General features: G+C 65.2%; 21 protein-coding genes and 1 pseudogene. 9 read left to right on the top strand and 13 right to left on the bottom strand.

What is annotated here, in order from left to right; all coding sequences use genetic code 11:
- Positions 1-40: 40 nt before the first annotated feature.
- Positions 41-1,255 (top strand): 5-aminolevulinate synthase, encoded by a 1,215-nt coding sequence (gene hemA / locus FSZ31_RS09375; RefSeq protein ID WP_147123078.1) that lies wholly within the window; start codon positions 41-43, stop codon positions 1,253-1,255.
- A 9-nt stretch (positions 1,256-1,264) separates the two neighbouring features.
- On the opposite strand, the gene FSZ31_RS12900 is transcribed toward hemA, so the two are convergent.
- The gene (locus FSZ31_RS12900; protein ID WP_201739154.1) at positions 1,265-1,762 is read right to left on the bottom strand and encodes a hypothetical protein; all 498 of its coding nucleotides are present in this window, start codon (positions 1,760-1,762) and stop codon (positions 1,265-1,267) included.
- A 29-nt stretch (positions 1,763-1,791) separates the two neighbouring features.
- Positions 1,792-2,787, bottom strand: a complete 996-nt coding sequence (locus FSZ31_RS09365) for a threonine ammonia-lyase (protein WP_147123077.1) — start codon at positions 2,785-2,787, stop codon at positions 1,792-1,794.
- Positions 2,788-2,833: 46 nt separating this feature from the next.
- Between FSZ31_RS09365 and FSZ31_RS09360 the strand changes: the two genes are divergently transcribed.
- From FSZ31_RS09360 to FSZ31_RS09345, 4 genes are all read left to right on the top strand, one after another.
- Positions 2,834-4,039 carry a saccharopine dehydrogenase family protein gene (locus FSZ31_RS09360; RefSeq protein WP_147123076.1) on the top strand — a complete coding sequence of 402 codons (1,206 nt, stop codon included), beginning with the start codon at positions 2,834-2,836 and terminating at the stop codon, positions 4,037-4,039.
- Between the two features lie 26 nt (positions 4,040-4,065).
- Entirely contained in the window at positions 4,066-5,238 is a 1,173-nt protein-coding gene (locus FSZ31_RS09355) for a carboxynorspermidine decarboxylase (RefSeq protein ID WP_147123075.1), read from the top strand.
- Between the two features lie 153 nt (positions 5,239-5,391).
- Entirely contained in the window at positions 5,392-6,585 is a 1,194-nt protein-coding gene (locus FSZ31_RS09350; protein ID WP_147123074.1) for a type III PLP-dependent enzyme, read from the top strand.
- 73 nt (positions 6,586-6,658) lie between these two features.
- A complete protein-coding gene (locus FSZ31_RS09345; protein WP_147123073.1) occupies positions 6,659-7,087 on the top strand; it encodes an MAPEG family protein in 429 nt (142 codons plus the stop codon).
- Here the strand turns inward: FSZ31_RS09345 and FSZ31_RS09340 are convergent.
- From FSZ31_RS09340 to FSZ31_RS09320, 5 genes are read right to left on the bottom strand one after another with little or no spacing between them, the layout of a single operon-like run.
- Entirely contained in the window at positions 7,084-8,295 is a 1,212-nt protein-coding gene (locus tag FSZ31_RS09340) for a class I SAM-dependent RNA methyltransferase (RefSeq protein ID WP_201739153.1), read from the bottom strand. The two genes, FSZ31_RS09345 and FSZ31_RS09340, sit on opposite strands and share 4 nt — an antisense overlap.
- Entirely contained in the window at positions 8,292-9,686 is a 1,395-nt protein-coding gene (locus tag FSZ31_RS09335) for an NAD(P)H-hydrate dehydratase (protein ID WP_147123072.1), read from the bottom strand. The genes FSZ31_RS09340 and FSZ31_RS09335 overlap by 4 nt, the downstream gene beginning before the upstream one ends.
- On the bottom strand, positions 9,683-10,093 hold the full coding sequence (locus tag FSZ31_RS09330) for a hypothetical protein (protein ID WP_147123071.1): 411 nt from the start codon (positions 10,091-10,093) through the stop codon (positions 9,683-9,685). The genes FSZ31_RS09335 and FSZ31_RS09330 overlap by 4 nt, the downstream gene beginning before the upstream one ends.
- Before the next feature lie 20 nt (positions 10,094-10,113).
- Positions 10,114-10,941 (bottom strand): 4-(cytidine 5'-diphospho)-2-C-methyl-D-erythritol kinase, encoded by an 828-nt coding sequence (locus FSZ31_RS09325; RefSeq protein WP_147123281.1) that lies wholly within the window; start codon positions 10,939-10,941, stop codon positions 10,114-10,116.
- A gap of 19 nt (positions 10,942-10,960) precedes the next feature.
- Positions 10,961-12,595 carry an electron transfer flavoprotein-ubiquinone oxidoreductase gene (locus FSZ31_RS09320; RefSeq protein WP_147123280.1) on the bottom strand — a complete coding sequence of 545 codons (1,635 nt, stop codon included), beginning with the start codon at positions 12,593-12,595 and terminating at the stop codon, positions 10,961-10,963.
- A gap of 159 nt (positions 12,596-12,754) precedes the next feature.
- On the opposite strand from FSZ31_RS09320, the gene FSZ31_RS09315 reads away from it, so the two are divergent.
- From FSZ31_RS09315 to moaB, 3 genes are read left to right on the top strand one after another with little or no spacing between them, the layout of a single operon-like run.
- Entirely contained in the window at positions 12,755-13,540 is a 786-nt protein-coding gene (locus tag FSZ31_RS09315) for a uracil-DNA glycosylase family protein (RefSeq protein ID WP_147123070.1), read from the top strand.
- Positions 13,537-15,288, top strand: a complete 1,752-nt coding sequence (locus FSZ31_RS09310; protein ID WP_147123069.1) for a lytic transglycosylase domain-containing protein — start codon at positions 13,537-13,539, stop codon at positions 15,286-15,288. Before FSZ31_RS09315 ends, FSZ31_RS09310 begins: the two co-directional genes overlap by 4 nt.
- A 23-nt stretch (positions 15,289-15,311) precedes the next feature.
- Positions 15,312-15,839: a molybdenum cofactor biosynthesis protein B gene (moaB, locus tag FSZ31_RS09305; protein ID WP_147123068.1), complete on the top strand. Its 528-nt coding sequence runs from the start codon at positions 15,312-15,314 to the stop codon at positions 15,837-15,839.
- A 3-nt stretch (positions 15,840-15,842) separates the two neighbouring features.
- Here moaB and FSZ31_RS09300 read toward each other — a convergent pair whose 3' ends face one another.
- Complete coding sequence (locus FSZ31_RS09300; protein WP_147123067.1) at positions 15,843-16,193, bottom strand: VOC family protein; 351 nt, start codon at positions 16,191-16,193, stop codon at positions 15,843-15,845.
- A gap of 56 nt (positions 16,194-16,249) precedes the next feature.
- Between FSZ31_RS09300 and FSZ31_RS09295 the strand changes: the two are divergent.
- A pseudogene (locus FSZ31_RS09295) lies at positions 16,250-17,347 on the top strand (PA0069 family radical SAM protein).
- A gap of 2 nt (positions 17,348-17,349) precedes the next feature.
- On the opposite strand, the gene FSZ31_RS09290 reads toward FSZ31_RS09295, so the two are convergent.
- From FSZ31_RS09290 to FSZ31_RS09270, 5 genes are all read right to left on the bottom strand, one after another.
- On the bottom strand, positions 17,350-18,945 hold the full coding sequence (locus FSZ31_RS09290; RefSeq protein WP_147123066.1) for a long-chain fatty acid--CoA ligase: 1,596 nt from the start codon (positions 18,943-18,945) through the stop codon (positions 17,350-17,352).
- 49 nt (positions 18,946-18,994) lie between these two features.
- Positions 18,995-22,471: a DNA polymerase III subunit alpha gene (gene dnaE / locus FSZ31_RS09285; RefSeq protein WP_147123065.1), complete on the bottom strand. Its 3,477-nt coding sequence runs from the start codon at positions 22,469-22,471 to the stop codon at positions 18,995-18,997.
- A 71-nt stretch (positions 22,472-22,542) separates the two neighbouring features.
- Positions 22,543-23,106 carry a hypothetical protein gene (locus tag FSZ31_RS09280; protein WP_147123064.1) on the bottom strand — a complete coding sequence of 188 codons (564 nt, stop codon included), beginning with the start codon at positions 23,104-23,106 and terminating at the stop codon, positions 22,543-22,545.
- A 51-nt stretch (positions 23,107-23,157) separates the two neighbouring features.
- Positions 23,158-23,829, bottom strand: coding sequence for an ABC transporter ATP-binding protein (locus FSZ31_RS09275; RefSeq protein WP_147123063.1), 672 nt, complete (start codon positions 23,827-23,829; stop codon positions 23,158-23,160).
- Positions 23,822-25,072: a lipoprotein-releasing ABC transporter permease subunit gene (locus FSZ31_RS09270; RefSeq protein ID WP_147123062.1), complete on the bottom strand. Its 1,251-nt coding sequence runs from the start codon at positions 25,070-25,072 to the stop codon at positions 23,822-23,824. The genes FSZ31_RS09275 and FSZ31_RS09270 overlap by 8 nt, the downstream gene beginning before the upstream one ends.
- Between the last annotated feature and the right edge of the window lie 321 nt (positions 25,073-25,393).

Below are 25,393 nucleotides of genomic sequence, written 5' to 3'. Positions count from 1 at the left end.
CGCAGCCAGCACCGGACCATAGAGTCGCATAGGCGGACCCATGAATTACGCGGATGTTTTCACCAAGGCGATCGACCGGCTCCATGCCGAAGGACGCTATCGCGTCTTTATCGACATCCTGCGCAACAAGGGTGCCTATCCCAATGCACGCTGTTTCGGCGGGCATAACGGGCCCAAGCCGATTACCGTCTGGTGCTCGAACGACTATCTCTCGATGGGTCAGCATCCCAAGGTCACCGCCGCGATGGAAGAGGCGCTGCACGACGTCGGCGCGGGATCGGGCGGCACGCGCAATATCGGCGGCAACACGCATTATCATGTCGATCTCGAGGCCGAGCTTGCCGATCTCCATGGCAAGCAGGGCGCACTGCTGTTCACCTCGGGCTATGTATCGAACGATGCGACGCTGTCGACGCTGGCCAAGATCCTGCCCGGCTGCATCGTCTATTCGGACGAGCTCAACCACGCATCGATGATCGCGGGCATCCGCAATGCCGGCTGCGAAAAGCGCGTCTATCGCCACAACGACATGGCGCATCTCGAAGAGCTGCTCGCCGCCGACGACCCCGAAGCGCCCAAGCTGGTCGCATTCGAGAGCGTCTATTCGATGGATGGCGATATCGCCCCGATTGCGGACATTTGCGACCTTGCCGACAAGTACAACGCGCTGACCTATTGCGACGAAGTTCATGCGGTCGGCATGTACGGTCCGCGTGGCGGCGGCATCACCGAACGCGATGGCCTGGCCGAACGGGTGACGATCATCGAGGGAACGCTGGGCAAGGCGTTCGGTGTGATGGGCGGCTATATCACGACCGACAAGATGATCATCGACGTCATCCGAAGCTATGCGCCGGGCTTCATTTTCACCACCAGCCTGTCGCCGGTGCTGGTCGCGGGCGTCCTCGCTTCGGTCCGGCATCTCAAGGCATCGAGCGCCGAACGCGATGCGCAACAAGCCAACGCCGCGATGCTCAAGGCGCTGTTCGCCGAGGCGGGCCTGCCGGTCATGCCATCGACGACGCACATCGTCCCGTTGATGGTCGGCGATCCGGTCAAGACGAAGAAGATCAGCGACATCCTGCTGGCCGAATACGGCATGTACGTTCAGCCGATCAATTTCCCGACCGTCCCGCGCGGGACCGAGCGGCTGCGCTTCACCCCCGGACCGACGCATGACGAGGCGATGATCCGCGCACTGGTGGGCGCTCTGGTCGAAATCTGGACGCGCGAGGAGCTGCGACTGGCTGCCTGACCGCTTCGATCAATCGCGGCAGTAACCCTCGCCGTTCTTGACCTTGAGGCACTGCGTTTTTCCTGCGAGATATTTGAGCCCGGTGTCGTTGCCCGACGCGCGGTACAGCGACAGCGTTTCGCCGTCCCGGGTGAATTTTATCCCATGCTCTGAATCGTGGCCCTCGACCGTTACCTTGTGATCAAGGTCGTACTGCATTTCGAGGCTGTAGCGTTCGGCGGTGGTCGGAGAGATGACGAGGTACATGCCTTCGACGCCGATCCATTTCCCCGCCCAACTGGCAAAGCGGTGCGTCGCATTGGCCGCCGGCGAATCTGCCTCGTTCGTCGCAGTCGGTGTGATAGTCGGATCATTGGTCGCAGGCTCGGCGGGCATTGGTACGGTATCGTTTGACGTCATGGCGTCGGGCGCGGTGTCGGCCTGATTGGCTGAAGGGGATGAGTCGCACGCAGCGAGCGTGGCGACGAGCGGAAGCACTAAGGCAAAGGCTAATGTTTTCATGCGCATTCAACGCACAGTTGACGATCGGGTTGCACCTATCGGTCGGATAGGGCCGCACAAAAGACGAGCCGATCGACATTGCCGCCCGATAGCGTGACGAGCGTGTGGCGACCGTTCGAAGCCTTGCCCGTCATGACCGCCGCCAGCGCGACAGCACCGCCGGGTTCGAGGACGAGCTGCAGCCGCTCGAACGCCAGCCGCATCGCCGCCTGCGCTTCGGCATCGCTGACCGATACCGCCTGTGCGTGGCGCGCGCGCAGGATGTCGAAGGTCAGCGGCGAGACGCGCGGCGTCTGCAGCGCGTCGCACAGTGTCTCGGGCGCATCGGGCGCAACGGGAACGATTGTGCCACCGCGCAACGAAATGCCCATGTCGTCCCAGCCATCGGGTTCGACGATCGTGACCGCGGCGCCGGGCAGACCGAGCGCGGTCCCGCTCGCCAGCCCGCCACCGCCGCAACAGGCGACGATATGATCGAAGGTCGCGCCATTGGCCTGCGCGGCGAGTTGCGCTGCCGCTTCGATGCCGAGGCTCCCCTGCCCTTCGACAACCCACGGATCGTCGAAACTCGGCACGACGGTTGCGCCGCTTTCGCTCGCCAGTGCAGCGGCGATATCTTCACGCGATTCGTTGCGGCGGTCATAGGTCACGACGGTCGCGCCGAGATCCTTGGTCGCCTGCATTTTCGCCTGCGGGGCGTCGGCGGGCATGACGATCGTCGCGGCAACGCCAAGACGTCGCGCCGCCCAGGCGACGCCCTGCGCATGGTTGCCGCTCGAAAAAGCGACGACGCCGCGCGCGCGCTCGTCATCGGACAGGTCGGTCAGCCGGTGCCAGGCGCCGCGAATCTTGAACGCGCCGATCGGTTGCAGACCCTCGGCCTTGCACCAGATCGTGACGCCATCGATAGCGAGCGGCAGCAACGGCGTCGGCGGCAGGATCGCCGCGATCTTGGCGGCGGCGCGCTCGACACCGGCGCGCGATGGCACGCGAAGCGGGGAAACAAGATCGGCTGGGCTTTGTTCTGTCATCACGTCCCCCTATAGGCGGCAACGAAGCATTGAACAGGAGGCAGATTTGGGCAAGGTTTTGGTGATTGGCGCTGGCGGCGTCGGATCGGTCGCGGTCCACAAGATGGCGATGAACGCCGAGATTTTCGAAGTGATCACGCTGGCGAGCCGTCGCCGCTTCAAGTGCGACGCGATCGCCGAATCGGTCAAGGCGCGCACCGGCGTAACCATCGCGACAGCCGAGATCGACGCCGACGACGTTCCTGCGACGGTCGCGCTGATCCGCGAGGTCGGCCCCGATCTCGTCGTCAATCTCGCGCTGCCCTACCAAGACCTCAACATCATGGACGCGTGTCTCGAGACCGGCGTCGATTATCTCGACACCGCCAATTACGAGCCGCGCGACCAGGCCAAGTTCGAATATCACTGGCAATGGGCGTATCACGACCGCTTCAAGGCGGCGGCGCTGACCGCTTTGCTCGGTTCGGGCTTCGATCCCGGCGTGACGAGTGTGTTTTCGACCTATCTTGCCAAGCACCATCTCGATTCGATCGAGACGATCGACATCCTCGATTGCAACGGCGGCGATCACGGCCAGCATTTCGCGACCAATTTCAATCCCGAGATCAACATCCGCGAAGTGACCGCACCCGCCCGCCATTACGAGAATGGCGAGTGGATCGAAACCCCGGCGCTGTCGACCAAGCAGCGCTTCGATTTCGCCGAGGTCGGCGAAAAGAACATGTACCTGATGTATCATGAGGAGCTCGAAAGCCTCGCCAAGCACATCCCCGGCCTCAAGCGCGCGCGCTTCTGGATGACCTTCGGCGACGCGTACCTCACGCATCTCGAGGTGCTCCAGAATGTCGGCATGACGCGGATCGATCCGGTGATGTACGAAGGGCGCGAGATCGTGCCCTTGCAGTTCCTCAAGGCTGTGCTGCCCGAACCGTCGAGCCTTGGCGAGACGACCAAGGGCAAGACCAATATCGGCGTCATTGCCACCGGCATGAAGGACGGCCAGCCCAAAACGGTCTATATCTGGAATGTCTGCGACCACGAGGATGCCTATGCAGAGACAGGCAACCAGGCGGTCAGCTACACCACCGGCGTTCCCGCGATGATCGGATCGGCGATGCTGCTGACGGGCAAATGGGCCGGAGACGGCGTGTTCAACATGGAGCAGTTCGATCCCGATCCCTTCATGGACATGCTGAACGAGCAGGGCCTGCCGTGGCAGGTGAAGGAACTGGACGGACCGCTGGCGTTCTGATCGCGGCAAGCAAGGACGACAGGGATATGGAAACCAAGGCCGGCGATCCGGGCGCCTTCACCCAATTCGACCTTAGCCGCGTGCCGTCGCCGTCGTTCGTCGTCGATGCCGCGAAGATCCGCGCCAATTGCGCGGTGCTGCGCGATATCGGCGATCGGTCGGGGGCCAAGGTGCTGTCTGCACTCAAGGCATTTTCGATGTGGTCGCTCGCCGACACGATCGGCCAATATCTCGACGGTGTCTGCGCCTCTGGCCTCAACGAGGCGCTGTTGGGGCGCGAATATTACGATGGCGAGGTCGCGACCTATAGCCCCGCCTACAAGATCGAGGACCTGCCGGTGATCTGCGCGGTCAGCGATCACGTCATTTTCAACTCGCCCGATCAGCTCGAGCGCCTCTCACCGATCATCGAGCGGATGAAGTCGGGCGGCGAGGATTTCGATCTGGGCCTCAGGATCAACCCCGAAATCCCGCTCGGCGAGGTGCCACGCTACGATCCCAGCGCGCCGGGATCGCGGCTCGGCTTTCCGATCTCGCAGCTGACCGACGAGCATGTCGAGATGGTTCGTGGCATCCATTTCCACAATCTGTGCGAACAGTGCTTCGACCCGCTGATGGAAACCTGGGAGCATGTGAAGGGCGAGCTTGAACCTTATTTCGATCATCTCGACTGGATCAACGTCGGCGGCGGCCACCACATCACGCGCGCCGATTACGATCGCGAGGCCTTGGTCGAATTCCTCGCCGAAATGGCCGAGGAAACGGGCTGCCAGATCTATATCGAGCCCGGCGAGGCGGTCGCGCTCGACGCAGGTATACTGGTCGGCGAAATCCTTGACGTGCACGACAATGACGGCCCCGTGGCGATCGCCGACATCAGCGCGACGTGCCACATGCCCGACGTCATCGAAGCACCCTATCGCCCGGCGATGCTCGGCGAGGAGGATGGCGGCGTCGCGACGCGGATCGGGGGGCCGTCGTGTCTCGCGGGCGACGTCATCGGCGATTACCGCTTCGGCGGCGTGCCCGAGATCGGGCGGCGCTTCGCTTTCCTCGACCAGGCGCATTATTCGATGGTCAAGACCAACACCTTCAACGGCGTGCCTTTGCCCGACATCTGGCTATGGGACAGCGAAACCGACGAACTCACGCAAATCCGCAGTTTCGGCTATGACGACTTCAAATCGCGCCTGTCCTGACCTCCGCTGATCGATCTTTGGGCAAAAAAGGGGGAGACTGGCCTTTACACTCGGTCCCCCCACCCATATATGCGCGGTCCGCTGCCCCATGGGGACTCCCAATAACCGCAAGGCAGCCTTGTCGTTTTACCTAGTTTCTGGGGGTCTCTTGAATTGCACAGCCATCACAGCGCCAAAGGTCTAGTTTCCGACCTTCGCCCGGTCGAGCCGGTCACGCTCGTCCGTCCTCACGCCGCCCGGCGTGCGGCCCGCTATTTTGTCGAGAATTTTCCCGGCAAGTCGCTTTACGCGGTCAAGGCGAACCCGTCGCCCGACCTGCTGGCGATCCTGTGGGATAGCGGCATCACGCATTACGACGTCGCCTCGATTGCCGAGGTCCGGCTCGTCGCGCGTACGCTGCCCGAGGCGACCTTGTGCTTCATGCACCCGGTCAAGGCCGAGGAAGCCGTCCACGAAGCCTATTTCAAATACGGCGTGCGAACCTTTTCGCTCGATACGCTCGACGAGCTCGACAAGATCGTCCGTGCGACGGGCGGGGCCCAAGACCTCAATCTGTGCGTGCGCCTGCGCGTTTCGTCCGATCTTGCGCAGCTGTCTCTCGCGGCGAAGTTCGGGGCCGAAGCCGACGAGGTCAAGGAACTGCTGATGGCGACGCGCCAGGCGGCCGATGCGCTCGGCATCTGCTTCCACGTTGGCAGCCAGGCGATGAGCCCGCACGCGTACGTCCAGGCACTAGAGCGCGTCCGTGCGGCGATCGTCGAGGCATCGGTCACGGTCGACATCATCGATGTCGGCGGCGGTTTCCCCTCGACCTATCCGGGCATGGAACCTCCTCCGCTGGCCGATTATTTCGCCGCGATCGACCGCACCTATGAGGACCTGCCGATCAGCTATTCGGCCGAACTGTGGTGTGAGCCGGGTCGCGCCTTGTGCGCCGAGTACAGCTCGCTGATCGTGCGCGTCGAAAAGCGCCGCGGCGACGAGCTTTATATCAACGACGGCGCCTATGGCGCGCTGTTCGATGCGGCGCATGTCGGCTGGCGTTTTCCCGTCGAATTGCTCCGCGAGGCCGAAGGCGAGGAACAGGCGTTCAGCTTCTACGGGCCGACCTGCGACGATCTCGACCACATGGCGGGGCCGTTCTATCTCCCCGCCGACGTCAAGGCGGGCGATTATATCGAGATCGGCATGCTCGGGGCCTATGGCTGCGCGATGCGGACCAAGTTCAACGGCTTCGGCAGCGATGTCGGCTACACCGTCTCGGACGAGCCGATGGCGAGCCTCTATCTTGGCGACCAGCGCCCAGCACAGGGCGCCACCGTCACCGCGTTGTTCCCTGCGGGCTGAAGCCGATTGGCGGCGATTGACAAGCGATAACGCCTGACCCACGCTCTCCCCCTGACATCAGGAGGGGAAAACTATGGTTATGCAGGCAATGTTGGGGCCGGTCGTCGCACTGGTCATGTGGTCGATGATTATCTGGTTGTGGATGTACGTGACGCGCATTCCCGCGATGCAGCGGGCCAAGATCGACGTCAAGAATCTGGTCGGCGGCAAGGGCAGCGATCTCGACCAGGTCCTGCCGCCGCAAATCCAGTGGAAAGCGCATAATTACAACCATCTGATGGAACAGCCGACGCTGTTCTACGCGATCGCGATCACGCTCGCGCTGGTCGGCGCTGCCAGCCCGTTGGCGGTCGCTTTGGCCTGGAGCTACGTCGCGTTGCGCGTCGTTCACAGCCTCGTGCAGGTAACGGTCAATCGCATCGCGATCCGCTTCGCGATCTTCGCGCTGTCGAGCCTGGTCCTGATTGCACTCACCATCGCGGCGGCACTCGCGGTTTTCTAGCGTTCGAAACGCGCCGCAAGTTCGATGTGCGTCGACCAGCGGAACTGGCCGACCGGCTGGATCGTCGTCAGCCGATAGCCGCCCGCGACGAGCACCGCGGCATCGCGCGCAAAGCTCGACGGGTTGCAACTGACATAGGCGATGCGCGGCGTCGTTGCGGCGGCGATCTCGGCGACCTGGTCCTGCGCGCCCGCACGCGGCGGATCGAGCACGACCGCGCCGAAGCGCGAGAGTTCGGCGGTCGTTAGCGGACGGCGATAGAGATCGCGATGTTCGACGAAAACCTGGCGCTGCGTCGCATTGGCTGCACCCTTGAGCGCCATCACTGCATCCCGGCCCGCCTCGCCGGCATAGACCTTGGCGCGCAACGCCAGTGGGAGGGTAAAGGTGCCGAGCCCAGCGAACAGGTCGGCGACCGTCGCGGCATCGCCGACGGCAGCGGTGACAGCGGCTAGCAGCGCCTGTTCGCCATCGGCGGTTGCCTGGAGGAAGGCATTGGGCGGAAGCGAGACTGCAACCCCACCGAAGCTGATCGTCGCGGGATCGGGCGCCCAGTGCGTTTCGGGCCCGTCACCCTGGTTGATCATCAGTCGCGCGAGCGCATGCTCGGCGGCAAAGGCCCCGATTGCCTCGATCGCCGCGAGCCCGTCGAGCTTGATCCCCTCGATCAGCATGTCGACGCCCTGGTCGGCGAGCGTCATCGACACCTGCCCGACTGCGCGCTTGGGCAGGCACGAGGCGAGCAGTCGGCGCAGCGGCGCCACAAGCGCGAAGAGTGCCGGATGGAGCACCTCGCATTGCTTCATGTCGACGACCTGGCGGCTGCGTGCCGCGTGAAAGCCGATCGTGACGCCGTTGCCCGATCGCAGCGCGGTCAGCGTCGCACGGCGGCGGGTTCGCGGCGGCGAGATATGCGCAGGCGCAACATGCTCGGCAGCGATGCCTTGCGCTTCGAGCGCGCCGATGACGCGGTCGCGGACGTAGTCGGCATAGGCGTCGTCGGACAAATGCTGAAGCTGGCAGCCGCCGCATTCGGGAAAATGGCGGCAGGGCGGATCGACATGGTGCGGACCCGGCGCGATTGTTCCGTCGGCGCGCAACAGATCGCCCGGTGCGGCGAGCGCGGCATAGCGTCCGTCGGCGGTGACGCCGTCGCCGCGTGCGGCAATGCGGATGATGGTGCCATCGGATGTGGGGAAATCGGTCACAGGCAGCGGGCGATAGCAGCCCCGAGCCGCGGCGCAAGCGCGTCGGCGATAAAAGCGGGCCCAGATAGCGATGCTGCCTCACCGTGGAGCCAGACTCCTTCGCACGCAGCAGCGAAGGTATCGTCCGATGCAGCGAGCCGCGCGCCGATGACGCCGGCGAGGACATCGCCGGTGCCTGCAGTCGAAAGCCACGGTGATCCGGGGCGTGCGACGCGGACCCGGCCATCGGGCGCTGCGATCACCGTGTCGGCGCCCTTGTGCACCACGACCGCGCCGCTCTGCCTAGCTGCCGTAACCGTCCGCTCGATCTTGCTGGCGTCCGATGTGCCGAACAGCCGGTCGAATTCGCCCGCATGCGGCGTGAGGATGCGCGGTGAGGACATCTCTGCCACCTGCACCATACCGTTTTCAGCGATCAGCGTTAGTGCATCGCCGTCGATGACGATCGGCTGGTCGGCGGCGAGAGCGAGCGAGAGACGTTCGCGCGCCGTCTCGTCACGACCGAGGCCGCAGCCAATCACGACGGCTCCGATCCGCTCGTCCGACAGGGTCTCGGCGTCGCAGCGTCGTCGGACGAGGGCATGCGGTCCGCCCGGGCTCTTGCCGCCGAGCAGCGCGACATAGCCCGCCCCGCCATGCATCGCCGCCTCGGCCGCGAGCAAAGCTGCGCCCGCCATCGCGCCGCCGACCACCGCGACCATGCCGCGCGAATATTTATGCGCATCGGGCGCGGGCGCGACGAGCTGAGGCCGCTCAAGGACCGAGACATCGCCCGCAGCCGACAGGCCGATATCGGCGAGCAGGACACGTCCGCAGTGCGCCGCGCCGGGCAACAGCAGATGGGCGGGCTTGATCGCGCCGAGCGCAAGCGTCACGTCGAACCGAGCAACGTCACCAAGGCAGCGTCCGTCGTCACTTGCAAGTCCGCTCGGAAGGTCGATCGCGAGGCTGTGCTGCGCGGCACCGACGAGGCGGGTGACGATAGCCGTCAGCGCGTCATCGAGCGGGCGCGCCAGCCCGGTACCGAACAGGCCGTCGACGATCAGCGCGGCAGGCCTGGTCTCGGGCGACAGCGTTTCGACATCCCCCGACCACCGCCGCGCCGCGGCGATGGCACCGTCGCTCTTGGGTTCACCGAGCGCCGCGATGCGGACCGCTACGCCCTGTTCGGCGAGCAGGCGCGCGGCAACATAGCCGTCGCCGCCATTGTTGCCCGGCCCGACGAGGATGAGGACCGGGCGTCCGGCCGCCATCCGCAGGGCGGTTTCGGCAACCGCGGCGCCGGCACGCTCCATCAGGCTTGCGATCGTTGCGCCAGCCTCGATCGCCGCGGCTTCGGCGTCGCGCGTCTGCGCGGCGGTCAGGATTGCGCCGGTTGGCGGGCCGATCATGGGGCCTCGGTCTTGGCGGGAACGGGGGCGGCGCCCTGGATTGTTGCGGGCAGGCGATAGCGATCGCCGCCGACCGCGACTTCGACCTCGGCATCGCCGACGATCGACACCCGCGCCGGTTCGGCGCCGTCGGCGGTGATCAGTCCGCGTCCGTCGGCGGTCATGACGAAGCGGCGAAAGCCGACATCGCCGCGGCCCAGCACGATCGTCGTGCGGTCCGAGCCCACGAGCCGCTGGAGCGTGCAGCTGTCGGTGAACTGCTGTTCATCGCCGAGCGCGCACGAGACCTTGGCAACGCTGTTCGCCGCGCCTTCCGCATCGTCGATCAATGCCTCGTCCTGCGATTGGCAGGCCGACAGTGCATAAAGCGACAGGACCGCTGCCGAAAGGATGAGGATCGTGCGCATGGTCGGCACTTTGCCGCGCTTCAGGTCAGGCGGCAAGCCATCGTCCAATAGTGTGGATGGTCTTGGGACATCGCTCTGGATGCTCGATCGCGCAAAACATCGCTTTCGTAGAGCGCGAAACATGTCGCGCCCGATCCCGACATCCTGGCGAAGGATGCGCCGCTGCCGATCAGAGCATCGAGCAAGCGATTGATATCGCGCGTTAGTTCCTGTGCCGGGGTGGTGAGATCATTGCGGCCATGTGCGATAATGTCGCTGACCTCGCCTGCCGCCAGCGCCCCACGATCGACGCCGTCCCATTGCGCGAAGACCGCTGCGGTCGACAGCGCGACGCCCGGATTGGCAATGAGCACGGGCGTCCCGGCGAGGTCGTTGGCGATCGGCACCAGATGCTCTCCCCTGCCCGTCCCGATCGCGGTCCGGCCAAGGAGGCATGCGGGAACGTCCGAGCCCAGCGCGGCCGCGATCGGCATCAGACCTTCGATGCCCAGATCGAGACCCCAGAAGCGGTCGAGCAGCCGCAGCGTAGCGGCGGCATCGGCCGAGCCGCCACCGATCCCCGAGGCGACCGGCAGGCGCTTGTCGAGCGTCAGTGCCGCGCCCTTCGCGATACCAGCCTGCGATTGCAGCAGGCGCGCGGCCCGCAGCACGAGATTGTCGTCGCCGCTGCCAAGGTCGCATGCAAACGGTCCCGTCAGCGCCAGCGAGAGGCCATCGCCTGGCGCGACCGAAACGACATCGCCCTGGTCGACAAAGGCGAACAGCGTTTCGAGCGCGTGATAGCCGTCGGCGCGCCGCTCGCGGACATGCAGCGCAAGGTTGAGCTTGGCGGGCGCAGGCTCGCGCATCGCGGTCACCGACGGGGACTCACATATTGGGATAATTGGGGCCACCACCGCCCTCGGGCGTGACCCAGTTGATGTTCTGCGTCGGGTCCTTGATGTCGCACGTCTTGCAGTGGACGCAGTTCTGCGCGTTGATCTGGAAGCGCGGCCCGTTGCCCTCGTCGATCACCTCGTAAACGCCTGCCGGGCAGTAAAGCCGTGCCGGTTCGTCGTAATGCGGCAGATTGTACGCGATCGGCCGGTCGGGATCGGCGAGGTGGAGATGGACCGGCTGGTCCTCCTCGTGATTGGTGTTCGACAGGAAGACCGACGACAGGCGATCGAAGCTGAGCACGCCGTCGGGCTTGGGATAGTCGATCGGCGTGACCAGGTCCTTGCGCCACAGGCTGGCGTGATCGGGATGGTGCTTCATCGTGAAGGGCATGCGCAGCCCAAGATGTTCGGCCCACATCGTGATACCGGCGAGCATCGACCCGATCAGGTCGCCGAACTTCTTGACCAGCGGCACGACGTTGCGAACCTTGCTCAGTTCCTTGGCGACCCAGCTCACCTCATAGGCGCTCTGATACGCATCGAGCGTGTCGTTGGCGCGGGTTGCGGCGATCGCATCGAACGCGGCCTCGGCGGCCATCATGCCCGTCTTCATCGCGGTATGCGTGCCCTTGATCCGCGGCACGTTGAGGAAACCTGCGCTGCAGCCGATCAACGCGCCGCCGGGAAAGACGAGATGCGGGACCGACTGGAAGCCGCCGTCGTTGATTGCGCGCGCGCCGTACGACACGCGTTTTCCGCCCGCGAGGATCTCGGCAATCGCGGGGTGATGCTTCCAGCGCTGCATCTCCTGGAACGGCGACAGATAGGGGTTGCGATAATTGAGCCAGGTGACGAAGCCCAGAGCGACCTGGCCATTGGCCTGGTGATAGAGGAAGCCGCCGCCATTGGCGTCGTCGTCGAGCGGCCAGCCCTGTGTATGGATGACCCGGCCGGGGACGTGTTTGTCGGGGGCAACGTCCCACAGTTCCTTGACGCCGAGGCCATAGACCTGGGGTTCGACATGCTCGTCGAGCGCGTATTTGACCTTGAGGTTCTTGGTCAGGCTGCCGCGCACGCCTTCAGCGAAAAAGGTGTATTTGGCGTGGAGTTCGAGCCCGGGCTGATAGTCCGCCTTGTGGCTGCCGTCGCGCGCGACGCCCATGTCGCCCGTCGCGACGCCTTTTACGCTGCCATCGTCGTTGTAGAGCACTTCGGCGGCGGGAAAGCCGGGGAAAATCTCGACACCCATGGCTTCGGCGCGTTCGGCGAGCCAGCGGCACAGGTTGCCGAGGCTGCCGGTATAGGTGCCCTTGTTGTTCATGAAGGGCGGCGTCAGGAGATGCGGCAGGCCCCATTTGCCCGACTTGCTCAGCACCCAGTGCTGGTTATCGGTGACCGGCGTGTCGGCCAGCGGGCAGCCGGCATCGCGCCAGTCGGGGATCAGTTCGTCGAGCGCCCTGGGGTCGATCACCGCGCCGGAGAGGATATGCGCGCCGATCTCCGACCCCTTTTCGAGGATGCAGACCGAAAGCTCGTGGCCCTTTTCCTCGGCGAGTTGCTTGAGCCTGATCGCCGCGGACAGGCCGGCGGGGCCACCGCCGACGATGACGACGTCGTACGGCATCGATTCGCGTTGAGTTTCTTCGGCGCTCACTGGTCGTCTCCTTTGTCGCGGTGCAGGTCGGCGAGACCGGAAACGTCCCCCGTTCGCACGCGATGCACAGTTCGTCGGGTATCCGATGCCTTTTGATTGACCTTGCCGTCAACACGCTGTTTCAAGCAAATGATGGCAGGGGGCAATCTCGAACTGGCACACAGCGTGCTCGACTGGTGGTCGTTGGCGGGGGTCGACTGCGATTTCGCCGACGATCCGGCGGACCTGCTGGTCGCGCCCAAGCCGATCGCTATCGCGCCGGCAAACGCCCAGCCGGTCGAGCTGCGATCGGCGCCCGACCCGGTTGCCGTCCCCGCCCAATCCGCCCCCGTGCAATCCGCTCCCGCGCGACTGGAACTGCCCGCTACGCTCGCCGAGCTGCGTGCATGGCTGGCAAGATCTCCCGACGTTCCCGGCGCCGGCCCGTCGAGCAACCGCGTCGCCGCCAGCGGACCCGATTGCGCCGACCTGTTCGTCCTGACCGCCGCGCCCGATGCGGTCGACCTGATCGACGGTCACGTCCTGGGCGGCGCGCCCGGCGCGCTGTTCGACCGGATGCTGAATGCGATCGACCTCAAGCGCAAAAAGGTCGCGATCGCCAGCATGGCGGTATCGCCGCTGGCGGGCACACGACTGGCCCCCGAGGACATCGCCGCGCTGGCCGACATCGCCCGCCACCACATCGCGCTGGTCAAACCCAAGGTGGTGCTGATCCTCGGCGACAAGGCGAGCCGTGCACTTTTGGCGACCGATGTCGTCAACGCGCGCGGAAAGTTACTCGAAATTAAAGTTAAAGGTGCAATCATCACGTCAGTCGCGACTTTCCATCCGCGCACGCTCGATCGCAACCAGCGGTTCAAGCGCGCAGCGTGGGAAAGTCTCTTGCAGGTACAAAAGGAACTGACGCGCTCATGATCGCCCCGCTCCGCCAATCGTTGATCCTCTGTGTTGCCGCATCGGGTCTGGTCGCCATGCCCGCCCTTGCGAGCGAGGTTCTGGCGGCGACCGTCAGCTATTCGTCGCTGGCGCCGATGGTCAGCGTCGACAGCGGGATCGATGCCGGCGAACGCCAGCGCGCCAAGGCGATCCTGCAGGCGATCCGCGACCAGCGCTGGAGCGATGTCGAGCAGATGCTTGCCTCCGCGCAGCGCGACCAGCTGACGCCCTTGCTGACCGCCGAATATTATCTTGCCGCCAACAGCCCCGAAGTGCCGCTCGATCGCCTGATGGCGCTGTTGCGCCAGGCGCCTAACCTGCCGCAGGCGGCGCAACTTGGCCGCCTCGCCCAGCGTCGCGGCGCAACCGAGCTGCCGCCCCTGCCGACCGAAGCAGGGCTGCGCTGGAGCGGGAGTGCGCCGATCCGCGCGCGCGGCAAATCGGTCACCGACGACCCGGTCGGTGTCGCGCTGGGCACGATCGCCCAGCAGATGATCGTCAACGATGACCCGGCGGGCGCCGAACGCGCGCTGAACGATGTCGCCAGCCAGCTCAGCCCGGCGGCGCTCACTGAATGGCAACAGCGCGTCGCCTGGTCCTATTATATCGAGAACCGCGATGCCGATGCCTTGCGTCTCGCACGGATGGCGCAACAGGGCACCGGCGACTGGCGCGTCCAGGCCGACTGGATCGCCGCGCTGGCAGCCTGGCGGCTCGACGATTGCCGCTATGCCGCCGCGTCGTTCGACAAGGTCGTCCAGGGCACAAGCGACAGCGAGCTCAAGGCCGCGGGTGCCTATTGGGCGTCGCGCGCCTATCTCGCCTGCGGCGAGCCGCATCTGGTCCAGTCGCGCCTGCGCACGGCGGCGGGCCAGCGCGAAACCTTTTACGGATTCCTCGCGATGGAAGCGCTCGGCCTGCCCGAGCCTTCGCCCGCCGTCGCCGAAACCAGCGGACGCGGCATTGCCAGCAAGCCCAACGTCCGCATGGCCGCTGCGCTCGCCGAGATGGGCGAGCACAAGCTTGCCGACCAACTCCTCCGGCACCAGGCGAAGATTGGCCCCGCATCGGACCATGACGAACTGCTCGCGGTTGCGCGTTCGCTCAACCTCGCCGAAACGCAGCTCTACCTCGCCTACAATACCCCCGGCGGCAAACGCCCCGACGAGTTCGCGCGCTATCCGGCGCCGAGCTGGCAACCCGAAAACGGCTGGCGGGTCGATCCCGCGCTGGTTTACGCGCACACGCTCCAGGAATCAGGTTTTCGCCGCGACGTGGTCAGTTCCGCGGGGGCCTATGGGCTGATGCAGGTCCGGCCGGGCACCGCGCAGGACCTCGCCAAGGTGCGCGGTTCGTTCCTCGAAAAATCCGATCTCGCGCGGCCCGAGGTCAATATCGAATATGGCCAGAGCTACCTCGAGAAGCTCCGCGATTCGGCGGTGACGGGTGGTTTGCTGCCCAAGGTTATCGCCGCCTATAATGCGGGCCCCAGCCCGGTTGCGCGCTGGAATACCGAGGTCAACGACAAGGGCGATCCGCTGCTCTACATCGAATCGTTGCCCTATTGGGAAACGCGTGGCTATGTCGCGATCATCCTGCGCAATTACTGGATGTACGAACGCCAGGAAGGCCGCGGTTCGGTCACGCAGAACGTGCTCGCGCAAAACCACTGGCCGCGCTTTCCCGACGCCAAGGGCGGTACGAGGCTCAGTCTCAACCAGCCTTGAGCACGCCTATCAAGGACGAGCCTATGCCGATCGACGAAACCCGCACGTTTACTCCGCTCAACATCGCCGTCCTGACCATTTCCGACAGCCGCAGCCCGGCCGAGGATGTCTCGGGCGACCGGCTCGCCGCGCTGATCACCGAAGACGGCCACAACCTGGCCGGACGCGCCATCGTCCATGACGAGGCCGACCTCATCGTCGCGCGACTGCACAACTGGATCGACGATCCCGCGGTCGACTGCATCGTCACGACCGGCGGCACCGGGGTGACCGGTCGCGATGTTACGCCCGAGGCGTTGCAGCGCCTCGACGGGCGGGACATCCCGGGGTTCGGCGAACTGTTCCGCTGGCTCAGCTACCAGAAAATCGGCACATCGACGATCCAGTCGCGCGCCTGCGCCTGCGTCACGCGCGGCACGTTCGTCTTTGCCCTGCCCGGCTCGCCCGGAGCGGTCGTCGACGGTTGGGAAGGCATTTTGCGGACCCAGCTCGACAGCCGCCATCGGCCGTGCAATTTCGCCGAGCTGCTGCCGCGCCTGACAGAGAAATAGGGCTCAGCTCTCGCCGCGCTGCCAGGCGCCGAGCAGATGGCCGTCGGGGTCGGTAAAGTGGAAGCGCCGGCCGCCGGGGAAATCGAAGATATCGCGATCGATCGTGCCGCCGGCGGCGAGTATCGCCGCGCGGCAGGCATCGAGATCGTCGACCTCGATCACCGGCAGCGGCGCCTTGATCCGCGTGGCCTCTTCGCGATCGCCATCAATGCCGAGGTCGGTGTCGTCGCTGATCGTCGCGGCATAGGTCGGGCCGAACGCGGTCATGCTCCAGCCGAACGCCCGCTCGTAAAAGCCGCGCGAACGGGCAAGATCGTCGCTCGGTAGTTCGAGATAGTTGAACCGTGCTGGCATGAGCGTCCTCCGATATGTTCTTGTTACGTTCGCATTGATATCCTAAAGGTCGAACGATGGCAATTCGGCCCGATCCAGACAGTCCGATCTTCGCGACGAAGGGACGCGGCGCGCCGCAGAACCTGACGCCGTTGCGGTTCAACCTTGCCGAGCGCCAGGCCGACGGCGAATGGCTCGACGATCGCGCGGCAATCGACGGGCACGCCGCGCCCGTGCGAACGACGGTGACGGTCGAGCGGGCGCGAACGATCATCTCGCGCAACAGCTCGCCCGATCTCGGCTTCGACCGTTCGATCAACGCCTATCGCGGCTGCGAACACGGCTGCGTCTATTGTTTCGCGCGGCCGACGCACGCCTATCACGACCTGTCGCCGGGGCTCGATTTCGAAAGCCGGCTGTTCGCCAAGCCCGACGCGGCCAAGCTGCTGCGCGGAGAATTGGCGAAACCCGACTATCGCTGCGCGCCGATGGCGATGGGGACCAATACCGATCCGTACCAGCCGATCGAACGCGACTGGCGGATCACGCGCGAGGTGCTCGAAGTCCTTGCCGAAACGCGCCACCCGGTCATCATCACGACCAAGTCGGCGCGCGTCTGCGACGACATCGACCTGCTCGCCGAGATGGCGGCGCAGAATCTCGTCGGCGTGGCGATCTCGGTGACCTCGCTCGACCCGGTCGTTGCGCGCACGCTCGAACCGCGCGCGTGCACGCCGGCGCGGCGGCTCGATGCGATCCGCCGCCTTGCCGAACGCGGCATCCCGGTCGGCGTCAATGTCGCGCCGGTCATTCCCGCGATCACCGATCACGAGATCGAACACATCATGGAACGCGCCGCTGAAATGGGCGCGCGTGCGGCATCGTACATCCCGGTGCGCCTGCCGCACGAGGTGGCGCCGCTGTTCCGCGCATGGCTCGATGCGCATTATCCCGACCGCGCCGAGAAGGTCATGCACATCATCAACGATTTGCGCGGCGGACGCGATAACGATCCCGGCTTCGGCACGCGGATGCGCGGACGCTGACCCTGGGCCGACCTGCTGCGCACGCGGTTCAAGCGCGCCGCGCGGACCTATGGGCTCGACGGGCCGCGCACCCGGCTCGCGACCGAGCTGTTTCGCAGGCCACAGGGGCCGCAGGGCGAGCTGTTTTAGGCTCAGACCCCCGGCAGGCGATAATCGGCATATGCGTCGCGCAGCTTGCGTTTGAGCAGCTTGCCGGTCGCGGTGTGCGGCAGTTCGGTGACGAACTTGATCTCGTCGGGCAGCCACCATTTGGCGACCTTGTCCGAGAGATAGGCGAGGATGTCGTCGGCCGAGACGCTGCTGTCGGGCTTGCGGATGACGAGGAGCAGCGGGCGTTCGTCCCATTTGGGATGATGGACGCCGACCGCCGCCGCCTCGGCAACGCCGGGGCAACCGACCGCGGCATTTTCGAGTTCGATCGAGCTGATCCACTCGCCGCCCGACTTGATCACGTCCTTGGCGCGATCGGTGATCTGCATGACCCCGTCGGGATGGAGGATCGCGACGTCGCCGGTGTCGAACCAGCCGTCCTGATCGATCGTCGGGCCGCCGGCATCACCGAAATAGGTATCGATGATCCAGGGCCCACGGACCTCGAGACGGCCGCTGCTTGTCCCGTCGCGCGGCAGCACCGTGCCATCGTCGTTGAGCGTGCGCAGTTCGACGCCGAACGGGACGCTGCCCTGTTTGACGACGATATCGACCTGCTCGTCAAAGCTGAGTTCGTCCCAGTTCGCGGGTCGCGATCCAACCGTGCCGATCGGCGACGTTTCGGTCATGCCCCAGGCATGCGCGACGTCGATCCCGGCGCGCATCAGTCGCTCGATCATCGCGCGCGGTGCCGCCGACCCGCCGATGACGGCGCGCCTGAGCTTGCCGTAATCGCCGCCGTTGGCGTCCATGTCGGCGAACATCGCCAGCCAGACGGTCGGCACGCCTGCGCTGTGCGTGACGCCCTCTTCGCGAAACAATGTCCACAGCGCGCCGGCGTCGTTGGTGCAGGAAAAAACGAGCTTCGCGCCGACCATCGCGGCGGCGAAGGGAATGCCCCAGCCATTGGCATGGAACATCGGCACGACGGGCAACATCACCGACCGCGTCGTCATGTCGAACACGTCGGGCTGGAGGCTGGCGAGCGCGTGGAGGACATTCGACCGGTGCTCGTAGAGCACGCCCTTGGGATGGCCGGTGGTGCCGCTGGTATAGCACAAACCGCACGGGTCGCGTTCGTCTCCGCCGAGCCAGGTAAAATCGCCGTCCACGCCGTCGATCAACGCGCGAAACGTTCCCTCGCCCGCGCCGTCGAAGACGACATAATGCTCGATCGTCGTCAACTCGGGCCGAAGCTGTTCGACGAGCCCCGCGAACATCGCGTCATAGAGCAGCACGCGGCCACCGGCATGGTTGATGATGTAGACGAGCTGTTCGTGGAACAGACGCGGATTGACCGTGTGAAGCACCCCGCCCATCCCCGCCGCGCCATACCAGGTGGCGAGATGATGGGCGTGGTTCATCGCCAGCGTCGCGATCCGGTCGCCCGGCTTCATGCCGAGACCGACCAGCGCGCTGGCGAACCTTCGTGCATCCACGGCGAGTTCGGCCCAGCTCGATCGGGTCACGCTGGCATCGGCCCAGCGTGTGACGATCTCTCGCGCGCCATGTTCGCGCGCGGCGTGATCGATCAGGTCGGTCACGCGCAAAGGTCGGTCCTGCATTCCGCCGATCATCCGTCTCTCCCTTTTGTTTTATGGGAGAGGTTGACCGCAAGCGATGGTCTTACGCAAGCCCCGTCGGCGGACGGGTGCCGATATTCGTGTCGATCACGCCGGGGATCCGCCCGATCAGCGCGGCGAGATCGGCGTCGATCGTCAGCTTCGTGCCGATCACGACGCGCGCGCGTTCGACGTCGTTGTCGAGCGCGCGGATGATCGCGGCATCGCCACCCGGAACGCGTGCGCCGAGCAGGCGGGCAATGCCGTCGAGCGCGTCGGCATCGGTGACCGAGATTTCAAGCAGCAGCGGCGTATTGGCGTGGATCCGCGCGAGCGGCGTCGCCTGGCGGATCGCGATGCGCGGCACCTCTTCGCCTTCGGGCAGGTCGAGTTCGACCTGGAGCAGCGCGCATTCGCCCTTGGCAGCGAGCTCGGCGAGCGTTTCATTGACCGTGTCTTCAAAGCAGCTTGCCTGGAACTGTCCCGAGCGGTCGGACAGGGTGACGACGCCATAGGCCTTGCCGCGTTGCGACACGCGCTGACGCGCCGATTCAACGAGGCCTGCCATCACCGCGGGGCGGCGCGCGCCGGGCTGGAAACCGCTCAGTTCACAAATTTCGGCAAAGGTGCGTGCGCCGTTGGCAGCGGCGACGGCGCCGAATTGCTCGACCGGATGGGCCGAGAAATAGAAGCCGAAAGCGTCCTTTTCGTGAAGCATCCGTTCGGCGATCGACCATTCGGCGGTACGCGGCAGCTGGATCGTCGGTGCGGTCGCAACGTCACCGCCGAATAGCCCGCCCTGCCCGCTTTCGCGCGCGCTCGCCGCGCTCGACGCAACCGACAGGATCGTCTCGGCAGCGGCAAAGACCTGTTCGCGCGAGGCGTTGAGATCGTCGAACGCGCCGCTTCCGGCAAGCGCTTCGAGCTGGCGACGGTTGAGCTGGCGCGGTTCGACGCGGTCGGCGAAATCGTCGAGGTGCTTGAAGCGGCCATTGGCCTCGCGCTCCCTGACGAGGCTCTCCATCGCCTTTTCACCGACGCTCTTGAGCGCGCCGAGTGCATAGCGCAATTTCGGTTCGTCGTTCGCGACCTCGACCGAGAAGTCGGCGTGGCTGGCGTTGACGCACGGCGGCAGGATTTCGCAGCCCGAGCGCCTGAGATCGTCGACGAAGATGCACAGTTTCTCGGTCTGGTGCGTGTCGAAGGTCATCGATGCGGCGAAGAATTCGTGCGGATAATGCGCCTTGAGCCAGGCGGTCTGATAGGCGAGCAGCGCATAGGCCGCGGCGTGGCTCTTGTTGAAACCATAGCCGGCGAACTTGTCGATCAAGTCGAACAGCTCGTTGGCCTGTTTCGCCTCGATCCCGTTGACCGCGAGACAGCCTTCGACAAAGCCCGCGCGCTGGGCGTCCATCTCGGCCTGGATCTTCTTGCCCATCGCGCGGCGCAGCAAATCGGCCTGTCCGAGCGTGTAGCCGGCAAGTATCTGCGCGGCCTGCATGACCTGTTCCTGATAGACGAAAATCCCGTAGGTCTCGGCCAGCACGGGTTCGAGCAACGCGTGCGGATAGGCGATCGGTTCGCGCCCGTTCTTGCGCGCGCCGAACAGCGGGATGTTGTCCATCGGACCCGGGCGATAGAGCGAAACGAGCGCGATGATGTCACCGAAAGCGGTCGGTTTGACCGCCGACAGCGTGCGGCGCATGCCTTCCGATTCCAGCTGGAAGACGCCGACGGTATCGCCGCGCTGGAGCAGTTCGTAGACCTCCGGATCGTCCCAGGCGAGCGTGTCGAGATCGACCGTAATGTCGCGCAGCGCAAGCAGTCGCTCGGCCTCCTTGAGCACCGAGAGCGTCTTGAGCCCGAGAAAGTCGAACTTTACCAGGCCTGCGCTTTCGACATATTTCATGTCGAACTGCGTCACCGGAATGTCCGAGCGCGGGTCGCGATAGAGCGGCACCAGCTCGTCGAGCGGACGGTCGCCGATGACGACGCCGGCGGCATGCGTCGAGCTGTGGCGCGGCTTGCCTTCGAGCTGCTGCGCCATGTCGAACAGGCGGCGCACGCCGGCGTCCTGCTTGTACTCGCGGGCAAGCTCGGACACGCCGTTGAGCGCGCGCTTGAGCGTCCACGGGTCAGTCGGGTGGTTGGGCACCAGCTTGGCGAGGCGGTCGACCTGGCCATAGCTCATCTGCAGCACGCGCCCGGTATCCTTGAGCACCGCGCGTGCCTTCAGCTTTCCGAAGGTGATGATCTGGGCGACGGTATCGCGGCCGTATTTGTCCTGGACGTAGCGGATCACCTCGCCGCGGCGCGTTTCGCAGAAATCGATATCGAAATCGGGCATCGACACGCGTTCGGGATTGAGGAAGCGTTCGAACAGCAGGCCGAGCTTGAGCGGGTCGAGCCCGGTGATCGTCAGTGACCAGGCGACGACCGAGCCGGCGCCCGAACCGCGCCCGGGCCCGACCGGAATGTCGTTCGCCTTGGCCCATTTGATGAAGTCGGCGACGATCAGGAAGTAGCCGGGAAAGCCCATCTGGATGATGACATCGAGCTCGAAATCGAGCCGGTCGAGATAGACCTGGCGCTCCTCGGCGGTCATCTCGCCATAGAGCGACAAGCGCTCGGCAAGCCCGGCGTGCGCGTCGAGGCGCAATTGTGCCGCCTCGGCATCGCGATCGCCCGCGAGGCTCGGCAGGATCGGGTCGCGATGCGGCGCGGCGACCGCGCAGCGCTGTGCGACGACGACGGTGTTGCGGATCGCCTCGGGAATGTCCGAGAACAGGTCCTCCATCGCCTCGGCGGACTTGAGCCATGCTTCGGGCGAGGATTTGCGGCGGTCGTCGCTTTCGACGTACGACGACTGGGCGATGCACAGCATCGCGTCGTGCGCGGGGTGGAAGCCGGGTTCCTCGAAACAGCACGGATTGGTCGCGACGAGCGGCAGGCCGTGGGTGTCGGCGAGCCCGATGAGCGCGGCTTCGGCGGCGGTCTCGTCAGCGTCGCCGCGACGGCACAGCTCGAGATAAAGCCGGTCGCCGAACACGTCCTTGAGCCGCGCGAGATAGCGGTCGGCGGCATGTTGCTGCCCCTGCGCGAGCATCCGCGTCAGGCCACCCTCGCCGCCCGCGGTGAGGCAGATCAGTCCGGCATTATACGTTTCGAGCGCGTCGAATGTGACATGCGGATCGCGTTCGACGGGGCGATCGAGATGGGCCGCCGAAACCAGCTTGCACAGATTGCCATAGCCCGTCTCGTCCTGCGCATAGAGCGCGAGCCAGTCGGTCGCCGGTTGCGCGCCATCGGGCGTGTCGGGTCGGGCGACGGCCAGCATCGTGCCGATGATTGGCTGGACACCGCCCGCCATGCACGCGTCGGAAAACGGCATCGCTGCGTAAAGCCCGTTGCGATCGGTCAGCGCGATCGCGGGAAAACGGCGCTGCGCCGCGGCCTTGCCGATCGCCTTCGGGTCCATCGCCCCGTCGAGCATGGTGAAGCTGGAGAATACGCGTAGGGGGACGAAGGGGGCATGCGACATGGTTGGGTGCACCCTAACGCCCGGTGCGTGATTCGGGGAAGCGAATTGCTCGGCTTTCTGGCGCGCGCGACCTAGCCGGGCCGACGGCGGTAGATAAAGTCGAACGAGGGCTGCCAGCTGAGGCCGAAATCGGTCGATTGCTCGCCATGCTGGCGCACCGATCCGTCCGGCTGAAGGGTGTATTGCATCCGCACCAGCGCGTCGCGGCCGGGCCCGAGCAGATTGCGCCACAGCCCCGTGAGGACCATCGTCTCCCCCGACAGGCCACCGCTGAAATCGACACGTGTTCCCGAAGAGTCGACCCACGCCTGGCGCCAAGACCGTGTGTCGCTGTCGTAATTGTTCAGGCTACCGCCGCCGGTTCCGCCAAACGGCATCCAGTTCTCGCGGATCGCGCATCCCCCGTAGAGGCTTTCAATCCTGCTTGTTGCGACCTGGGCGTCGCTACCGTTGGGGAAAACGTCCCATTCGCCGATCCAGAAATCAAGCTGGTGATACGCATCGCCGGTACACGGCGAAGCTTTCGGTGCGGGCTGGGTGGCAGCGGTTTGCGCTGGCGTGGGTTCAGCATACTGGATCGCGCCGGGTGCTGCGACGAGCAGGCCGATCATGCTTGCGGCCAGGACAATCGTCATGAGCCTTCCTCCTGACGCGAAGGTGACAGCTGCGCGCTTGGCTTGCAAGCCTCAGACGAGCACGCCCTCGTGCAGCCGCTCGACGCGGTCCATTCGGGCTGCGAGCGCCTCGTTGTGCGTCGCCACCAGCGCCGAGGAGCCGTGGCCGCGGACGAGGCTGAGGAACTGGTCGAAGACGATCTCGGCGGTCTTCTCGTCGAGGTTGCCGGTCGGTTCGTCGGCGAGGATCAGGCGCGGACGGTTGGCCAGCGCGCGCGCGACCGCGACGCGCTGTTGCTCGCCGCCCGACAGCTTGCTCGGCTTGTGATCGACGCGCTCGCCCAGGCCGAGGCGGCCGAGCAGGTCACTGGCGCGCTCGGCCGCCTCGCTCGCGCTGCGGCCGTGAATCAGCTGTGGCAGGATGACGTTCTCGAGCGCGCTGAAATCGGGCAGCAGGTGGTGGAACTGGTAGATGAAGCCCAATTTGTCGCGGCGCACGACGGTGCGTTCGTGGCTGTCGAGCCTGGCGACTTCCTCGTTATCGATGCGGATCGATCCGCCGAAGCCGCCTTCGAGAAGGCCGACCGCCTGGAGCAGCGTCGATTTGCCCGAACCCGACGGACCGAGTAGCGCGACGATCTCGCCCGGGGCAATCTCGAGGTTGAGCCCGCGCAGGACGTCGATCGTCACCCCGCCCTGTTCGAAGCTGCGCGTAAGCCCCGCGACTTTCAGCATCTCACTCATAACGCAGCACCTGAACGGGGTCGGTATTGGCTGCCTTGAAGGCAGGATAGAGCGTCGCGAGGAAGCTGAAGATGATCGCCATCGCGGCGATCCCGACGATCTCGACCGGATCGCTCTTGGTCGGCAGCTCGGTCAGCATGCGGATCGAGGGATCCCAGAGGTCCTGGCCGGTGAGCAACTGGACGAAATTGACGACGCCCTGGCGGAAATAGAGGAAGATCGCGCCGAGGATCAGGCCGGCAACGGTGCCGAGCACGCCGATCGACACGCCGACGGTAACGAAGATCCGCACCATCGATTTGCGCGTCGCGCCCATCGTGCGCAGGATCGCGATGTCGCGCATCTTCGAGCGGACCAGCATGATCAGCGACGACAGGATGTTGAACACCGCGACGAGGATGATGATCGACAGGACGACGAACATCGCGACGCGCTCGACCGCGAGCGCCTCGAACAGCGTCGAGTTCATCTGTTTCCAGTCCGAGATGACCGCCTTGCCCGCGACCTTCTGCGCGACGGGGGCGAGTATCTCTCCGACGCGGTCGGCATCGACGGTATCGACTTCGATCATGCCGACCGAATCGCCGATTAGCAGCAGCGTCTGCGCATCGGCCATCGGCATGATGACGAACGCCTTGTCGAAGTCATAGACGCCGATCTCGACGATCGCGGCGATGCGATACGATATCTCGCGCGGAACGGTGCCGAACGGCGTGCTGCGCCCCGCCGGATTGATGATCGTGATGTTGCCGCCGGGCTGCGCGCCCAATTGCCTGGCGAGTTCCTTGCCGAGCGCGACGCACTGGCAGCCGGTCGTCAGCTCGCCGAGATTGCCCGCAACCGCCTTGCCCTTGAGACTGGGATTTTCGCGGATGTCGTTCGGCTCCATGCCGCGCACCAGCGCCGCATCGACGCGACCGTTGAGGCTGGCAAGCAGGGGCTGTTCGATCAGCGGCGTCGCAGATGTGACGCCGGGCGTCGCGCGCACTTCCTTGAGGACATCGCGCCAATCGTCGAGCCGGCCATCATAGCCCTGGACGACGGCATGGCCGTTGAGCCCGACGATCTTGTCGAACAGCTCGGCGCGAAAGCCGTTCATAACGCTCATCACGATGACGAGCGCGGCAACGCCGAGCATCACCGCGACGAGGCTGATCGAGGCGACGAGGAAAATGAACCCCTCGCCCTTGCCCGGCAGGATGTAACGTTTGACGATAAGCCGTTCGGCGGGGGAGAGGATCATGACAGCCCGAAATTGCGCCAAAGGCGGGAATGCAGCTTTAGGCCCGCGCCCTGCGGCTGGCAAGCATCGCCCCTTCATCTTGCATGTGGCTCATGGGACACAGGCCCGAACGATAATCGGCAGGCAGCGGCTTCATCGCATGACAAACGTGCAAACAGTTCATATCAAATGCGTATCCGAACGACGGAGCGGAGGAGCAATCCTTCGCCGTCGGATCCGGACCAGGTCGGGGTCCGATCGTCGCCTTGGGCGGTGATCACTAAGGAATTACCGCCAAAAGGGGGATGGCGAAAGTTTCGTCACGCTGCGCCCGGGTTCAAA

Origin of the sequence: Flavisphingopyxis soli (assembly GCF_007995095.1) — a bacterium.
Classification (GTDB): Bacteria; Pseudomonadota; Alphaproteobacteria; order Sphingomonadales; family Sphingomonadaceae; genus Flavisphingopyxis; species Flavisphingopyxis soli.
Note: the sequence above shows the minus strand (reverse complement) of the source record. Positions and strands in the feature narration are given on the sequence as shown.

Bases quoted from the DNA above. Each gene is read 5' to 3' on its own strand.
- hemA (WP_147123078.1), top strand. From the start codon at position 41: ATGAATTACGCGGATGTTTTCACCAAGGCGATCGACCGGCTCCATGCC.
- FSZ31_RS12900 (WP_201739154.1), bottom strand. From the start codon at position 1,762: ATGCGCATGAAAACATTAGCCTTTGCCTTAGTGCTTCCGCTCGTCGCC.
- FSZ31_RS09365 (WP_147123077.1), bottom strand. From the start codon at position 2,787: ATGACAGAACAAAGCCCAGCCGATCTTGTTTCCCCGCTTCGCGTGCCA.
- FSZ31_RS09355 (WP_147123075.1), top strand. From the start codon at position 4,066: ATGGAAACCAAGGCCGGCGATCCGGGCGCCTTCACCCAATTCGACCTT.
- FSZ31_RS09345 (WP_147123073.1), top strand. From the start codon at position 6,659: ATGGTTATGCAGGCAATGTTGGGGCCGGTCGTCGCACTGGTCATGTGG.
- FSZ31_RS09335 (WP_147123072.1), bottom strand. From the start codon at position 9,686: ATGATCGGCCCGCCAACCGGCGCAATCCTGACCGCCGCGCAGACGCGC.
- FSZ31_RS09330 (WP_147123071.1), bottom strand. From the start codon at position 10,093: ATGCGCACGATCCTCATCCTTTCGGCAGCGGTCCTGTCGCTTTATGCA.
- FSZ31_RS09325 (WP_147123281.1), bottom strand. From the start codon at position 10,941: ATGCGCGAGCCTGCGCCCGCCAAGCTCAACCTTGCGCTGCATGTCCGC.
- FSZ31_RS09320 (WP_147123280.1), bottom strand. From the start codon at position 12,595: ATGCCGTACGACGTCGTCATCGTCGGCGGTGGCCCCGCCGGCCTGTCC.
- FSZ31_RS09315 (WP_147123070.1), top strand. From the start codon at position 12,755: ATGATGGCAGGGGGCAATCTCGAACTGGCACACAGCGTGCTCGACTGG.
- FSZ31_RS09310 (WP_147123069.1), top strand. From the start codon at position 13,537: ATGATCGCCCCGCTCCGCCAATCGTTGATCCTCTGTGTTGCCGCATCG.
- moaB (WP_147123068.1), top strand. From the start codon at position 15,312: ATGCCGATCGACGAAACCCGCACGTTTACTCCGCTCAACATCGCCGTC.
- FSZ31_RS09300 (WP_147123067.1), bottom strand. From the start codon at position 16,193: ATGCCAGCACGGTTCAACTATCTCGAACTACCGAGCGACGATCTTGCC.
- FSZ31_RS09290 (WP_147123066.1), bottom strand. From the start codon at position 18,945: ATGATCGGCGGAATGCAGGACCGACCTTTGCGCGTGACCGACCTGATC.
- dnaE (WP_147123065.1), bottom strand. From the start codon at position 22,471: ATGTCGCATGCCCCCTTCGTCCCCCTACGCGTATTCTCCAGCTTCACC.
- FSZ31_RS09280 (WP_147123064.1), bottom strand. From the start codon at position 23,106: ATGACGATTGTCCTGGCCGCAAGCATGATCGGCCTGCTCGTCGCAGCA.
- FSZ31_RS09275 (WP_147123063.1), bottom strand. From the start codon at position 23,829: ATGAGTGAGATGCTGAAAGTCGCGGGGCTTACGCGCAGCTTCGAACAG.
- FSZ31_RS09270 (WP_147123062.1), bottom strand. From the start codon at position 25,072: ATGATCCTCTCCCCCGCCGAACGGCTTATCGTCAAACGTTACATCCTG.